The organism is Cellulomonas sp. ACRRI (genome assembly GCF_022346185.1).
Classification (GTDB): domain Bacteria; phylum Actinomycetota; class Actinomycetes; order Actinomycetales; family Cellulomonadaceae; genus Cellulomonas.
On sequence record NZ_JAKRMS010000014.1, the window covers coordinates 1 to 14,383 of the forward strand.

At 77.4% G+C, this 14,383-nt stretch carries 14 protein-coding genes; 3 read left to right on the forward strand and 11 right to left on the reverse strand.

The features are described 5' to 3' along the window. Positions 1-264: 264 nt before the first annotated feature. Entirely contained in the window at positions 265-1,401 is a 1,137-nt protein-coding gene (locus MHY85_RS04800; protein WP_239193637.1) for a zf-HC2 domain-containing protein, read from the reverse strand. After that, positions 1,398-2,000: an RNA polymerase sigma factor SigE gene (gene sigE / locus MHY85_RS04805; protein ID WP_239193639.1), complete on the reverse strand. Its 603-nt coding sequence runs from the start codon at positions 1,998-2,000 to the stop codon at positions 1,398-1,400. Before sigE ends, MHY85_RS04800 begins: the two co-directional genes overlap by 4 nt. Positions 2,001-2,266: 266 nt before the next feature. On the opposite strand from sigE, the gene MHY85_RS04810 reads away from it, so the two are divergent. Further along, entirely contained in the window at positions 2,267-2,899 is a 633-nt protein-coding gene (locus MHY85_RS04810) for an O-methyltransferase (protein ID WP_154731171.1), read from the forward strand. An 85-nt stretch (positions 2,900-2,984) separates the two neighbouring features. Here the strand turns inward: MHY85_RS04810 and MHY85_RS04815 are convergent, their stop codons facing one another. The 6 genes from MHY85_RS04815 to dapE form a co-directional block, all read right to left on the reverse strand. Then, entirely contained in the window at positions 2,985-4,598 is a 1,614-nt protein-coding gene (locus MHY85_RS04815; protein WP_239193641.1) for a M17 family metallopeptidase, read from the reverse strand. Between the two features lie 22 nt (positions 4,599-4,620). Next, complete coding sequence (locus tag MHY85_RS04820) at positions 4,621-4,788, reverse strand: DUF3117 domain-containing protein (RefSeq protein WP_082812748.1); 168 nt, start codon at positions 4,786-4,788, stop codon at positions 4,621-4,623. A gap of 264 nt (positions 4,789-5,052) precedes the next feature. Beyond that, the gene (locus tag MHY85_RS04825; RefSeq protein ID WP_239193643.1) at positions 5,053-6,288 is read right to left on the reverse strand and encodes a hypothetical protein; all 1,236 of its coding nucleotides are present in this window, start codon (positions 6,286-6,288) and stop codon (positions 5,053-5,055) included. Continuing rightward, entirely contained in the window at positions 6,285-7,250 is a 966-nt protein-coding gene (folP, locus tag MHY85_RS04830) for a dihydropteroate synthase (RefSeq protein WP_239193645.1), read from the reverse strand. The genes MHY85_RS04825 and folP overlap by 4 nt, the downstream gene beginning before the upstream one ends. Continuing rightward, entirely contained in the window at positions 7,240-8,091 is an 852-nt protein-coding gene (locus tag MHY85_RS04835) for a TIGR00730 family Rossman fold protein (protein ID WP_239193647.1), read from the reverse strand. Before MHY85_RS04835 ends, folP begins: the two co-directional genes overlap by 11 nt. Before the next feature lie 80 nt (positions 8,092-8,171). Further along, entirely contained in the window at positions 8,172-9,275 is a 1,104-nt protein-coding gene (gene dapE, locus MHY85_RS04840; protein ID WP_239193649.1) for a succinyl-diaminopimelate desuccinylase, read from the reverse strand. A 59-nt stretch (positions 9,276-9,334) separates the two neighbouring features. On the opposite strand from dapE, the gene dapD reads away from it, so the two are divergent. Both dapD and MHY85_RS04850 read left to right on the forward strand, forming a co-directional pair. Beyond that, positions 9,335-10,285 (forward strand): 2,3,4,5-tetrahydropyridine-2,6-dicarboxylate N-succinyltransferase, encoded by a 951-nt coding sequence (dapD, locus tag MHY85_RS04845; protein WP_239193651.1) that lies wholly within the window; start codon positions 9,335-9,337, stop codon positions 10,283-10,285. A gap of 4 nt (positions 10,286-10,289) precedes the next feature. Beyond that, positions 10,290-11,252: a hypothetical protein gene (locus MHY85_RS04850; RefSeq protein ID WP_239193653.1), complete on the forward strand. Its 963-nt coding sequence runs from the start codon at positions 10,290-10,292 to the stop codon at positions 11,250-11,252. Between the two features lie 74 nt (positions 11,253-11,326). Here MHY85_RS04850 and MHY85_RS04855 read toward each other — a convergent pair whose 3' ends face one another. From MHY85_RS04855 to MHY85_RS04865, 3 genes are all read right to left on the reverse strand, one after another. Next, positions 11,327-12,325, reverse strand: coding sequence for a methyl-accepting chemotaxis protein (locus MHY85_RS04855; RefSeq protein ID WP_239193655.1), 999 nt, complete (start codon positions 12,323-12,325; stop codon positions 11,327-11,329). Continuing rightward, on the reverse strand, positions 12,322-12,864 hold the full coding sequence (locus MHY85_RS04860; protein ID WP_239193657.1) for a PAS domain-containing protein: 543 nt from the start codon (positions 12,862-12,864) through the stop codon (positions 12,322-12,324). Before MHY85_RS04860 ends, MHY85_RS04855 begins: the two co-directional genes overlap by 4 nt. A gap of 162 nt (positions 12,865-13,026) precedes the next feature. Next, complete coding sequence (locus tag MHY85_RS04865) at positions 13,027-14,325, reverse strand: citrate synthase (protein WP_239193662.1); 1,299 nt, start codon at positions 14,323-14,325, stop codon at positions 13,027-13,029. Positions 14,326-14,383 lie beyond the last annotated feature (58 nt).

Here is a 14,383-nt window from a genome sequence, read left to right on the forward strand (position 1 = left end):
GGACGCCCCCGCCCCCCTGGAGGGCGCCGCCGGGCGCGCCCCAGGGGGCCGGCGAGCCCCACCCGGACGGGGGCTGCGGCGGCGCACCGGCCGGCAGGGTCCCGGTCCCCGCGCCCGACGGCGCCCTCCAGGCGGGCGGGGGCGTCCAGCCCCGCGGGGCGGCCGGCGGCGGCGCGTACGGGTCGGCGACCGCGGGTCGGTGCCCCGCCTGCCCCACCCGGTCCTGCGGCGGGTCCGCCGGCCGGCCGTGCTCGTCGGGCGCGGTCACGGCAGGTGCACCGCGGTGGCGAAGGTGTCCCACCCGCGGGTCAGCCGGGCGCTCAGGCCGGCGTCGAACTCGCCCTCGGGGAACTGCGCGACCACGGCGGCGGCGCCGGGGCCGGTGCGCGACGACACGACCTCGACGACGGTGTCCCCCGACTGCCAGGCGGCGTGCCAGGGCTCGGCGGACAGCAGGTACACGGTGCGGCCCTCGACGTCGATCGGCTCCGCGGCGGTGAGCGCCGAGACGTCGAGCCGGCCGTGCTGCTCGGTGACGACGACGTCCCCGGTCGGCCCGGACAGGTCCACCTCGAGCGTGCCGCCGTCGTCCCGCAGGTGCACGGCGGTGACCGCCCAGCCGGCGGGGACCTGCTCGGGGCAGGTCCAGCCCTCGGCGCGCATCCAGTCGAGGTAGTCCTGGGTCGTCGCGCCCGCGGCGGGTGCGGCGCCCTCGGACCCGGCGGCGATCACGGGCAGCGCGGCGGGTCCGGCGTCACCGAGCAGCGACAGCGCCTCGGTGGACTCGGAGACCGGGGCGACGGTCGGGCGGTCGCCCAGCAGGAACAGCCCGACCGCGACGACGCCGAGCCCGGTGATCGACCCCACCGCCGCCCGCAGGCCGCGGCGGGTCGCGCCGGGGGCCGTCGTCGCCGGAGCGCTGCCGACGACCGGGCGGTCGCCCAGCAGCCGCCGGGAGCCGAGCACGGAGCCGCCCAGGACGGAGTGCGCACCGAGCACGGACCGCCCGCCGAGGACACCCTCGCCGAACGGACCGCGCCCGCCGAGCAGCCCCCCGATGCCGGCGGCCGCGGACGACGGCGCGCCGGTGAACGCCGCGGCGCCGCGCACGGCCGACGGCGGCACGAACGGGTCCATCGGCCGCGCGTCGCCCGGGCGCGCGGCGGCGTCGGCACCCGGGGGCACGGGGGCGCCGCCCAGGGCGAGCAGCCGGGCCGTGAGGTCGCCCGCGGGCCGGACGTCGTCGCAGCCGGACAGCACGCGGCGAGCGGCGCGCGCCGCGGCGAGGTCGGCCGCGCACCGTGCGCAGCCCGCGACGTGCGCGAGGGCGCGCTCCGCGGCGGCGGGGGCGAGCTGGCCGTCGACCAGCGCGCTCACGCGGTCGCCGAGGTGGGCGCTCACCGGGCGCCCGCCGGGGCCGTCACCTCGGCGGGGTCGACCGCCGGCTCCGCCGCCACCGCGCGCGTCGCCGAGGGCGCACGGTGCTCGAGCGCCACCCGCAGCCGCGCGCGGGCGCGGTGGATGCGCGAGCGCACGGTGCCGAGCTTGATGCCGAGGGTCACCGCGATCTCCTCGTACGACAGCCCCTCGATGTCGCACAGCACCACGGCGGCGCGGTACTCCGGGGGCAGCTCGTCGAGGGCGCGCTGCACGTCGACGTCGAGGTTCTCGTGCTCGAAGGCGCGCTCGGGGCCGGCCCCGGTCGCCGGGTAGCGGTCGCCGTCCTCGCCCATCGCGTCCATGCGGATGCGCTGGCGGCGGCGGGCGCCGTCGAGGAACAGGTTGGTCGTGATCCGGTGCAGCCAGCCCTCGAACGTCCCGGGGGTGTACGTCGACAGCGACCGGAAGACGCGGACGAACACCTCCTGCGTGAGGTCCTCGGCGTCGTGCCGGTTGCCGGTCAGCCGGTAGGCGAGGCGGTAGACGCGCGCGGAGTGCTCCCGGACGATCGCCTCCCAGGTGGGGGGCTGCCAGTCCGGATCGGGCAACGAGGTCGCCATCCACGTCCTTCTGTTCGGGGGCCGCGGGTGCGGCGCGGAGTCCCAGGGACCCAGTGTCCCAGGGCACGGGGCCCGGTGCGAACCGGGTCCACCCCTTCTTGCGCACAACGCGCACAGGTCCCGCCCGGTTCCCCCGCGCGCGGGTGAGGCCGCGGGGCGCCGCGGGCCGCCCGCCCGCCGCGCGCACTAGGCTGGCCCGCGCCGGCGCCACGTCCGCGCACGGCCCGCCGCACCCGGCGCGCACCACCTTCGACCAGGAGGACACCATCGCCACCGACAAGGCCGCGAGCTGGGTCTACGCCGAGGGATTCGTCCCCGAGGACGACACCCTGCTGCGCGCGCGGGACCGCGCCGGCGAGCTCGGCTGCACGCCCGTGCAGCCCGGCACCGGCGCCGCGCTCACCGTGCTGGCCGCCGCGTCCCGGGCGCGCGCCGTGGTCGAGGTGGGCACGGGCGCGGGCGTCAGCGGCCTGCACCTGCTGCGCGGGATGCCGTCCGACGGCGTGCTCACCACCATCGACGTCGAGGTGGAGCACCAGCGCGCGGCCAAGCAGGCGTTCGCCGAGGAGGGCGTCCGCGCGGCGCGCACCCGCACCATCTCCGGCCGGGCGCTCGACGTGCTGCCGCGGCTGACCGACGGGGCGTACGACCTGGTGTTCGTGGACGCCGACGTGGAGAGCTACCCGGCGTACGTCGAGCGCGCCGTGCGGCTGCTGCGGCCGGGCGGCGTGCTGGCCGTCGACGACGCGCTGTGGCACGACCGGGTCGCCGACCCGGCCCGGCGCGACGAGGCGACGACGCTCGTGCGCGAGACGGGCCGGCTGGTGCGGGAGGACGACCGGCTGATGCCGGCGATGCTGCCCGTCGGCGACGGCCTGCTGGTGGCGGTGCGCCGCTGATCCCGGGGCCCGGCACGCGGACGGCCGCCCACCCCGCGGGGTGGGCGGCCGTCCGCGTCGTCGGCCGGGCGGCGTGCGGCCCGGCTCAGCGCAGCGCCGCGAGCCAGCGCAGCAGCAGGCGCGCACCGAAGCCGGTCGCGCCCTCGGTGACCTCGTGCCGGTCCGCCGTCGCCCGCGCGGGGCCGGCGATGTCGAGGTGCGCCCACGTCCGGGTGCCCACGAACTCGCGCAGGAACAGCGCCGCGGTGATCGACCCGGCGCCGTACTTCGCGTCCTGCGGGACGTGCCGCAGGTCGGCCACCGTGGACCGCACCGCGTCGGCGTAGTCCTCGACGAGCGGCATCGACCAGACGGGCTCGCCCGACTCGGCCGCCGCGGCCTCGAGCGCCGCGGCGAGCCGCGGGTCCGTGGCGTACAGCGCGCCGTGCTGCTTGCCGAGCCCGAGGCTGGCGGCGCCGGTCAGCGTCGCGACGTCCACGAGCACGTCCGGGTCGAGCGTCGCGGCGGCCCACGCCAGCGCGTCGCCGAGCACCAGGCGGCCCTCGGCGTCGGTGTTCGCGATCTCGACCGTGCGCCCGCCCCACATCCGCAGGACGTCACCCGGGCGGTACGACGCGGCCCCGACGTGGTTCTCCGCGAGCGGCAGCACCGCGGTGACCCGGTGCGGCACCTCGGCGGCGGCGGCGCCGAGCACGGTCGCGAGCGCGACGGCGGCGCCGGCCATGTCGGTCTTCATCGGCACCATCGCCTCGCGCGGCTTGATGGACAGGCCGCCGGTGTCGTAGGTGATGCCCTTGCCGACGACCACGACGTGCTGCCGGCGACGACCCGCGGTGCCGGCCGGGCCCGCCGGGTCGTAGGAGACCGTGACCAGGCGCGGCGGGGACGCCGACCCGGCGCCGACGGCGAGGATGCCGCCGAAGCCCTGGGCCTCGAGCTCGCGCGGGCCGAGCACCTCGACCCGCAGGCCGGCCGCGCGGGCCAGCTCCGACGCGCGGTCGGCGACCCAGGCCGGGTCCTTGGTGCTGGACGGGGTGTTGGCGAGGTCGCGCACCAGCCAGGTGGCGGTCGCACCGCGCACGGCCTCGTCGAGCGCGGCCTGCACCCGGACGCCCTCCCGGCCGACGACCACCAGCCGCTCGGCCGGCGCCTCCGTCGGCGAGGCGGGCGCACCGATCCGCTGCACGCGGTAGGCGGCCAGCAGGTAGCCCTCCGCGAACGCGCGGACCGCGCGCGGGCCGTCGGCGCCGGGCTCGGTGCCGACGGTCGTGAGCACGCGGCGCAGGCCGCGGGTGGCGCGCGCCAGGGCGGCGCCGGCCCGCCGGAGCTGGTCCGGCGTGCCGTCGCCGACCCCGACCAGCACGAGCCGGCGCGGCAGACCCGCCCAGGGCAGGTCGCCGCCGGCGCTGCCGACGGGGCGCGGGAGCAGCAGCGTCCACGCCTCGCCCGCGGCGCCGGTGAGGCCGGCGCGCTCCGCGAGCTCGGCCAGGTCGATGCCGTAGCGCGCCGCCGCGTCCGCGGTGCCGCGCCCGGGCTGGAGGTCGGTGTCGTCCGGCGCCGCGGGGGCGACCGGGACGGCCACCGCGTCGACGTCGGCCTCGAGCAGCAGGTCCGAGGTCGCCAGCGAGCCGGCCGCGAGGCCGACCGCCGGGACCGCGCGGCCGATGCGCACCGTGGGCGGGGTCAGGGAACGAGCCACGTCGGAAGCGGGTCCCGCGCGGTCAGGAGACGACGGAGGTCAGGGCCTCGCCGAGCTCCTGGGCCTCGGTCGCGTTGAGCTCGACGACGAGTCGGCCACCGCCCTCGAGCGGGACCCGCATGACGATGCCGCGGCCCTCCTTGGTCACCTCGAGCGGACCGTCACCAGTCCTCGGCTTCATCGCGGCCATGCGGGGCTCTCCTTCGCGTCGTCAGCTGGGCTCCCGGGCGCCCGGTACCGCCGCGTCCGCGGGGGGCGGGACGGGCGGACGCGGGCCTCCGGCTCCCGGATGTCCAACCCGCAGTCTAGTTCACCGGGGCGACAAGGCGGGGCCGTCCTCGCGCGGCGGGTGCGCCAAGCCGCTCGTCAGGCCCCTGCGGCGGGGTCTCGGCGTCCCGGCGGAGCGCCCGCGGAGCCCCGACGGCACCCCGCGGACGGGGGCGGTGGCGACGGGTCACGGCGGCCAGCCGGACGGCGGCACGAACCGCCAGATGTGCCAGATCCACACCACCTGGAGCACGAGCATGAGGACCACCACGGCGCCGGTCCACGCCCAGCGGGCCGCGCGCGGCCGGGTCACCACGCCCGCGGTCGCGGCGCCGATCGGGAACGCCAGGAGCAGGAACCGGGCCAGGCTGCTCCCGGGCTCCACCGCCGCCGCGAGGTACAGCAGGTACGCGGCGGACCAGGCGTGCAGCTCCCGGCCCAGCCGCCACGCCGACGGCGTGACCAGGCAGGCGATCACGAACGCGGCCGCCGCGAGCACCACGAGCGGCGCCGCGTCGCCGAACCAGAACGCCGGCACGTACGACCACCCGGCGAACGGCGCGGTCGTGGCGGCGCCGCGCCAGGCCTCCTGGGTCTGCAGGTACGCGTCGGGCACGCCGGTGACCCAGCCGCAGATCGCGAGCCACGCGACGCCCGACACCACGGCGGCCACCCCCACGGCCGCGATGCCCGCGAGGTCCCGGCCGCGCGGACGCTCCCCGGCCGTCCGCCACTCCCGCCACCGCACCAGCGCGTGCACGGCGACCACGACGGCCATCGGCAGCGCGACGGCGCGGGTGAACCCGAGCGCGAGCACCGCGGCGCACGCCCAGCCGTACCGCCGGGTGACGACGGCGAGCAGCGACGCGGCGACCAGCAGCAGCGCCAGCGACTCGGTGTACCCGACCTGCAGCACCACCGACGTCGGGAAGACGCTGACCAGCAGCACCGTCGCCAGCGGCAGGCCCGGGCGGGCGGCGACCGCGCGCGGGGCCCCGCGCACCACGACGCGGTGCACGAGCAGCACCGCCCCGGCGCCCGCGAGCAGCGACACCGTCGGGGCGACGACGGCCCAGGACCCGCCGGTCACGGACATCACCGCGCGGACGACGAACGGGTAGAGCGGGAAGAACGCCCACGCGTTCTGCTGCACCAGGCCGTCGGCGCCGACCGGGAGCTCCGCCGGGTAGCCGCCCTCGGCGATCGTCCGGTACCAGGTCGCGTCCCACATCAGGCCCGTGTAGTCGGCGTACCCGGGGGACGCGCCGGTCCAGCCGCTCGCCGCCTGCCGGGTGGCGACGACCAGCAGCACGACGGCGGAGAAGGCGCGGGCCGCGGCGTACACCGCGAGCGCCTGCACCCACCACGGCCAGGTGCGGGGGTCGAGGGCGCGGCGGGCGGGGGCCGTGGCCGGTGCCGTCACGCCAGGCCCCGGACGGCGCGCGCCGGCGGCGCGTCCCCGCGCAGGGCGGCGACCATGTCCACCGTCCGCCGCGTGGCCCGCACGTCGTGCGCGCGGAACACCCGCGCGCCGAGCCAGGCGGCCAGCGACGTCGCGGCCAGGGTGCCCTCCAGCCGGTCCTCCGGGGGCAGGTCGAGCGTCTCCCCCACGAAGTCCTTCCGGGACAGGGCGACGAGCACCGGGTGCCCGAGCGCGGTGAGCGCCGCGGTGCGCCGGACCAGGTGCAGCGAGTGCCAGGTGCTCTTGCCGAAGTCGTGCGTCGGGTCGACCAGCACGCTCGCCGGGTGCACCCCGAGGTCCACGGCCCGCGCGGCGGCGGTGCGCAGCGTGGCGAGCACGTCGAGCAGCACCCCGTCCCGCGGGTCGGCGCCGGCGGGCGCGTCGGCCGGCAGCGGGTACGACACCCGCAGCGGGTCGGTGCGCGGCGGCAGCCCGCCGGTGTGCGAGCACACCACGCCCAGCCCGCGCTCGGCGGCGACCTCCACCAGCGCCGGGTCGTGCCCGGCCCACGTGTCGTTCAGCAGGTCGGCGCCCGCGTCGGCCGCGGCCCGCGCGACCTCGGCGCGCCAGGTGTCGACGCTGACCAGCAGGTCCGGGTGCCGCCGCCGGACGCGCTCGACGAGCGGCACGACGCGCGCGATCTCCTCGGCGACGTCGACGGCCGGCCCGCGCCCGGCGCGCACGCCGCCGAGGTCGACCAGGTCGGCGCCCTCCTCCTCGGCGCGCGCGACCGCCGCGTCGGCCCCGGCGTCGTCGTGCCGCGCGGCGGCGTAGAACGAGTCCGGCGTGCGGTTCACCACCGCCATGACGACCGGGTGGCCCGGGCCGAACCAGCGGCCGCGCAGCAGCAGGGGCGCGCCGGGCGCGGGGACGCCGGGGGGTGCGGCGGCCCCGGGGTCCCCGGGGTCGGGCTCAGCGCCCACCCGGGGCGTCCTCCGCCTCGTCGGCCACCTCCGCCTCGGCCCGCTCCTGCGCCCGCTCCGCCTCCGCGGCCGCCGCGCGCTCGGCGGCGCGCAGCTCCATCCCGCGGTCGCGCACGATGCGCACGGCCTCCTCCGGGTCGTCGACCAGCCGGATCAGCTCCAGGTCGGCCTCGCGGATCATGCCGCGGTCCAGCACCGGGCCGCCCAGCCAGTCGAGCAGCCCCTGCCAGTAGTCGGTGCCCACCAGGACGATCGGGAACTCGGTGACCTTGTGGGTCTGGACGAGGGTGAGGGCCTCGAACAGCTCGTCGAACGTCCCGAACCCGCCGGGCAGCACGATGAAGCCCTCGGCGTACTTCACGAACATCGTCTTGCGGGCGAAGAAGTAGCGGAAGTTGACCCCGAGGTCGACCCACGGGTTCATGCCCTGCTCGAACGGCAGCTCGATGCCGAGGCCGACCGACAGGCCGCCCGCCTCGGAGGCGCCCTTGTTCGCCGCGGACATGATGCCGGGGCCCCCGCCGGTGATCACCGCGTAGCCCGCCTCGGCCAGCAGGCGGCCGACCTCCTCGCCCAGCGCGAAGTCCGGGTGCTCGGGCAGCGTGCGGGCCGAGCCGAACACGCTGACCGCCGGGCCGAGCTCCGCGAGCGCGCCGAAGCCCTCCACGAACTCGCTCTGGATCCGCATCACGCGCCACGGGTCGCCGTGCAGCCAGTCGGCGCCGTCGCCGCCGGACAGCAGCCGCTGGTCGGAGGTGGTGGTCGGGATCTGCCCGCGCCGCAGCAGGACGGGCCCCTTGCGGTAGCCCGAGCCGGGGACGGGAACGCCGTCGTCGCTCATGGCCCCGACTCTACGGTCCGCGCCGGGGCACGCGCGGGCACCCCGGGGGACGGGCGGGTGAACCCCCGGCGGCGGCGGCGTCAGGCCGTCAGCCAGGCCCGGAGCGCGTCGTGGCACAGCCGGAGCTGGGCGACCGGGAGGCGCTCGTCGTCCTTGTGCGCGAGCAGCGGGTCGCCGGGGCCGAAGTTCACCGCCGGCACCCCGAGCGCGGAGAAGCGCGCGACGTCCGTCCAGCCGTACTTGGGCGCCGGCGCACCACCGGTCACGCCGAGCACCGCGTCGGCGAACTCGGCCGCGGCGGGGTCGTCCAACCCGGGGCGGGCACCGGCCGCGGCGTCCGTGACCACCACCTCGAAGCCGTCGAACAGCTCCCGGACGTGCGCCTCCGCCTCCGCCTCGGACCGGGACGGGGCGAACCGGTAGTTGACGGTGACGACGCACCGGTCGGGGACGACGTTGGTCGCCACGCCCCCGCTGATCAGCACGGCGTTCAGCCCCTCGCGGTACACCAGGCCGTCGACCTCGACCGAGGCCGGCTCGTACGCCGCCAGGCGCGCCAGCACCGGCGCCGCGCCGTGGATGGCGTTGACGCCGGTCCACGCCCGCGCCGAGTGCGCCGCCACGCCCGGCACCCGCACCTCGGCGCGCAGGGTGCCGTTGCAGCCGCCCTCGAGGCCGGCGTCGGTCGGCTCGCAGAGGACGGCGAAGTCGGCGGCCAGCCAGTCCGGGTGCCCCCGCGCGATCCGGCCCAGGCCGTTGAGGGAGGCCTCGACCTCCTCGTGGTCGTAGAACACCCAGGTGACGTCGCGGGTCGGCTCCGTCAGCGCGGCCGCGAGCGCCAGCTGGACGGCGACGCCGCCCTTCATGTCGACCGTGCCGCGGCCCCACAGCACCGCGTCGGCGCCGGCACCCTCGAGCCGGGTCGGCAGGTTCGCGGGGTCCGTGGTGACCGGCACGGTGTCGATGTGCCCGGCGACCACGACCCGGGACGACCGGCCGAGGCGCGTGCGCGCGACCACGGCGTCGCCGTCGCGCAGCACCTCCAGGTGCGGGTACGCGCGCAGCGCCGCCTCGACCGCGTCGGCCAGCGCCCGCTCGTCGCCGCTCACGGAGGCGATGTCGCAGATCGCGGCGGTGAGCGTCGTGAGGTCGGCGGTCAGGTCCAGCGGGGTGGTCGTCGTCACGCCCGCGACCCTACCCGCGGACGACCACCCCCTCGCCGACGGCCCCTAGGCTGGGCGCCATGACCGACCGCACCGCCTGGGCATGGGGCCTGGCCACCGTCACCGACTCCGCCACGCTGGACGCCTGGTACCCGCGGCCCGCGCTGGGCGACGTGCCCCCCGCCGCGGAGTGCCCCGAGGAGCTCGCGGCCCTGGTCACGGTCGACGCCGCCCGCGGGGTCCGGACCGAGACCGTGCTGACCGTCGTGGACCTGGACGCCGAGCCGGTCGACACCGCCGACGCCTACCTCCGGCTGCACCTGCTGTCCCACCGGCTCGCGGCGCCGAACACGCTCAACCTCGACGGCATCTTCGCGGTGCTGCCGAACGTCGTGTGGACGGACCACGGCCCGTGCGCGGTCGACGGCTTCGAGCTGACCCGCGCCCGGCTGCGCGCCGCCACCGGCCGGCCGGTCACGGTCCTCGGGGTCGACAAGTTCCCGCGCATGGTCGACTACGTCCTGCCCGAGGGCGTGCGGATCGCGGACGCCGACCGGGTCCGGCTCGGCGCGCACCTCGCCTCCGGCACCACGGTCATGCACGAGGGCTTCGTGAACTTCAACGCGGGCACGCTGGGCACGTCGATGGTCGAGGGCCGCATCTCCCAGGGCGTCGTCGTGGGCGAGGGCAGCGACATCGGCGGCGGGGCGTCCATCATGGGCACGCTGTCCGGCGGCGGCCGCGAGCGGGTGTCGATCGGCGAGCGCTCCCTGCTGGGCGCGAACGCCGGCCTCGGCGTCTCGCTCGGCGACGACTGCGTCGTGGAGGCCGGCCTGTACCTGACGGCCGGCACCAAGGTGACCCTGGTCGGCGAGACCGGCGACGACGGCGCCCCGCGGGTCGTCAAGGCCCGCGAGCTGTCCGGCTCCGACGGCGTGCTGTTCCGCCGCAACTCGCTCACCGGCGGCGTCGAGGCCGTGGCCCGCACCGGCACCGGCATCACGCTGAACGCCGCCCTGCACGCGAACTGACGCCGTGTCCCGCCGTCGCGGCACGGCCTCGCGCCTCGGCTGCGCGGCGCTGGCCGCCCTGGCCCTGCTGGCCGGGGCGGTCGGCGCGGTGGTGTGGGCCCTCGGCGGGACCTCCCCCGCACCCGCGTCCCGGCGGTGCACCGCGACCGTCGACGGCACGGCGTGGGCGCTGTCCGCGGACCAGGCCGACAACGCCGCGCTGATCACCGCCACCGCGGCGCAGCGCGGGCTGCCCGCGCGGGCCGCGACGATCGGCCTCGCCACCGCGCTGCAGGAGTCCCGGCTCATCAACATCGACTACGGCGACCGGGACTCCGTCGGGCTGTTCCAGCAGCGGCCCTCGCAGGGCTGGGGCACCGTCGAGCAGATCATGGACCCGGTCTACTCGACCGGGAAGTTCTACGACGGGCTGGTCGCGGTGCCGGGCTACACCGAGCTGCCGGTGACGGAGGCCGCGCAGGCGGTGCAGCGCTCGGGGTTCCCGGACGCGTACGCCCAGCACGAGGGCCGGTCGCGCGCGTGGGCGTCCGCGCTGACCGGCTGGACCCCCGCCGCCGTCGACTGCGACCTCGACCCCGCGGAGCCCGGCGACGTCGACGCCGTGGCGGCGCGCGTGCAGCGGGACTTCGGCGGCGCCGTCTCGGCGGCGGTCGACGCCTCCGCGGACGGGGCGGCGGGCCCGGTCGTGCTCCTGGACGTCGCGGGTCTGACTGCGGCGACCGGCGGCGACCCGGCGCGCGCCGCCTGGGCGGTCGCGCAGTGGTCGGTCGCCGCGGCCCAGGCGCTGGGCGTCGACGCGGTCGAGGTGGGCGACAGCCGGTGGGACCGCGCGGGCGACGGCTGGACCGCGGGCGGCGCGGCGGCCGACGCCGCCCCGGCCCCCGAGGGCACGGTCGCCCTCACCCTCGCCCCGGGCGCGGGGTCAGCCCGCCGACCTCGCCGAGATAGGACCTGCGCGCCGAGATAGGACGCGCCGGGGTCCTATCTCGGCGCGGGGGTCCTATCTCGGCGATCGGACGGTCGGACGCGGGCGGACGCGGGTCAGCGGAGGGCCGCGAAGGCGGTGATCTCCTCCCGGAGCTGCTCCGCGAGCTCCGCCAGGCCCGCGTCCGGGCCGGCGCCGCCGCCCGCCGCGGCCGCGACCGCCTCGACCTGGCCGGACATGCCGGCCACGATCTCGTCGATCCGCCCGATGGCCCGGCCGGCGTCGTCGGCCACCGCCTGCGCCTCGGCGACCTGCCGCGCGATGTCGTCGGACCGGCCCGCCGAGTCGTCGGCGAGCGCCCGGACCTCCTCGGCCACGACCGCGAACCCGCGCCCGGCCTCCCCCGCCCGCGCGGCCTCGATGGTCGCGTTCAGCGCGAGCAGCCGGGTCCGGCTGGCGATCGCCTTGACCAGTCCCGCGGCCTCGTCGATCTGCCCGGAGGTGTCGGCGAGCTCCCGGACGGTCGCCCGGGAGTCCCGCGCCGCGGACGTCGCCTGCTCGGCTGCGGCGCCCAGCGCGGCGGCCGACGACGCGAGCCGCTGGGCGCTCTCCGCCACCCGCTCGGCCACGGCGACCAGCCGCTCGGCGAGGTCGGCCCGCTCCGCCCGGTCCCGGGCGGTGCGGCTCGCGGCGCCCTCCAGCCCGGCGCGCGCGCCGTCGATCCGCGCGGCGCCCTCCCGGAACGCCCCCGGCAGGCCGCGGCGCAGGAACCGCCGGTGGAACCGCCCCTCGCCCGCGGCGGTGAGCGAGGCCTGGGACTCGCGGACGTACGCGTCCACCAGGTCGGCCAGCCGGTTGAGCGAGCCGCGGGCGCGCTGCACCGCCTCGTCGCCGTCGAGCACGGGGAGCCGGCCCTCGAGGTCGCCCGACGCGATCCGGTCGCAGAACGCGGCGATCGCCTCCAGCGCCGCGGCGGTGCCGTCGTCGGGTCCCGCGCCCGGTCCCCGGCCGCGGGACCACCGGCGGTCACGGCCCGCCCGCGCCGGGGCACCGACCCGGTCCGTGCCCGGCGGCACCGGCAGCACCGGCAGCGCCCCCGTCGTCGTCGCGGTCATGCGGCACCCCCGTCGGCGTCGTCGCGGCCGGCGAGCGACCACACCCACTCGTCGTACGTCAGTCCGGCGTCGTCCAGGGCGACGCCGAGCGCCGCGGCTCCCGCGGCGAGGGCGTCCGGCGTGCTCGGCTGCGCGTCCTCGGCGGCCCGGACCCGGGCGTAGAGGTCGCCGACGGCGCGGCGCGTGGCCGGCGGCACCCACCGGCGGTTGGAGTGGTACCCGACGACCCGCCCGTCGGGCCCGCGCGAGGCGGTGACGTGCGCGAGCACCCAGTAGTGCCCGCCGTCCGCCGCGAGGTTCAGCACGTAGGCGAACAGCTCCTGGCCGGTGGGGATGACCTCCCACATCAGCCGGAACACCGCCCGCGGCATGGCCGGGTGCCGGATCAGGTTGTGCGGCGCGCCGAGGATCTCGTCCTCCGGGTACCCGCTCACGCGCACGAACACGTCGTTCGCGTAGGTGACGACCCCCCGGGGGTCGGTCTTGGAGACGATGATCTCCTCGGGCCCGAAGGCCCGCTCGACACCGGTCGGCCGCACCCCGCGTCGCCCCCGCGCGGGTCCGGGCCGCCGGCCGCTGCCGCGATGGTGCGCGGCCTCAGTGGGCGACATGCCCCCGGGATCGGTCCGAGTCGTCGGGTTCTGACCGGTTCGTCCGACCCGATCCGGGGGAAGCGCTCGCCCGCGCGGGCGGGGGTGCGGTCAGCGGTCCTCGACCGGGACGAAGGTCCGCTCCGGGGAGCCCGAGTACACCTGGCGCGGCCGGCCGATCTTGGTCTGCGGGTCGGTCATCATCTCCCGCCACTGCGCGATCCAGCCCGGCATCCGGCCGAGCGCGAACAGCGGGGTGAACATGCGCTCGTCGAAGCCCATCGCCTTGTAGATCAGGCCGGTGTAGAAGTCGACGTTCGGGTAGAGCTTGCGCGAGATGAAGTACTCGTCGGACAGCGCGATCTCCTCGAGGGTGCGCGCGATGTCCAGCAGCTCGTTGTCCTTGCCGAGGGCGGCGAGGACGGCGTCGGCGCTCTCCTTCACGATGGCCGCGCGCGGGTCGTAGTTCTTGTAGACCCGGTGGCCGAAGCCCATGAGCCGGACGCCCTGCTCCTTGTTCTTCACCCGGCGCATGAACTCGGTCGCGTCGCCGCCGTTCGCCTGGATCTCGGCGAGCATCCTGAGCACGGCCTCGTTGGCGCCGCCGTGCAGCGGGCCGGACAGCGCGTTGATGCCGGCCGCCACGGAGGCGTACAGGTTCGCGTGGCTGGAGCCGACGATCCGGACGGTCGAGGTCGAGCAGTTCTGCTCGTGGTCCGCGTGCAGGATGAGCAGCTTGTCGAGCGCCCGCACCACCGTGGGGTCGACGTCGTACTGCTGGTACGGGACGGCGAACGTCATCCGCAGGAAGTCCTCGATGTACCCGCGCGAGTAGTCCGGGTACAGCAGCGGCTCCCCGCGGGACGTGCGGTGCAGGTAGGACGTGATGGTCCGCGTCTTGGCGAGGATCAGCACGGTCGCGAGCTCGACGGTCGCCGGGTCGAACGGGTCGAGCGACTCCGGGTAGAACGTCGGCAGCGCGTTGATCGCGGACGACATGACGGCCATCGGGTGCGCGCCGGACGGGAACGTGCCCATGAACGTGCGGAAGTTCTCGTGCACGAACGTGTGCCGGTTGATCCGCTCGACGAACGCCTCGAGCTGGTCCGACGTCGGCAGCTCGCCGTTGATCAGCAGGTAGGCGACCTCGAGGAACGACGACCGCTCGGCGAGCTGGTCGATCGGGTACCCGCGGTAGCGCAGGATGCCCGCGTCGCCGTCGATGTACGTGATCTGCGACTCGCAGGACGCCGTGTTCATGAAGCCGGGGTCGACGGTGACCAGGCCGGTCTCGCGCAGCAGGGACGACACGACGACGCCGTCGTTGCCCTCGGTCGCGCGCACCACCGGCAGGTCGTGCGGGGTGCCGTCGACGACCAGCTGGACAGGCTCGGTGGTGACGTCGGACATGGCGCTCCTCCTCGGGCGGTGTGCGGGGCTCGGACCTCGGTCCGGTCCGCGAGGTCGT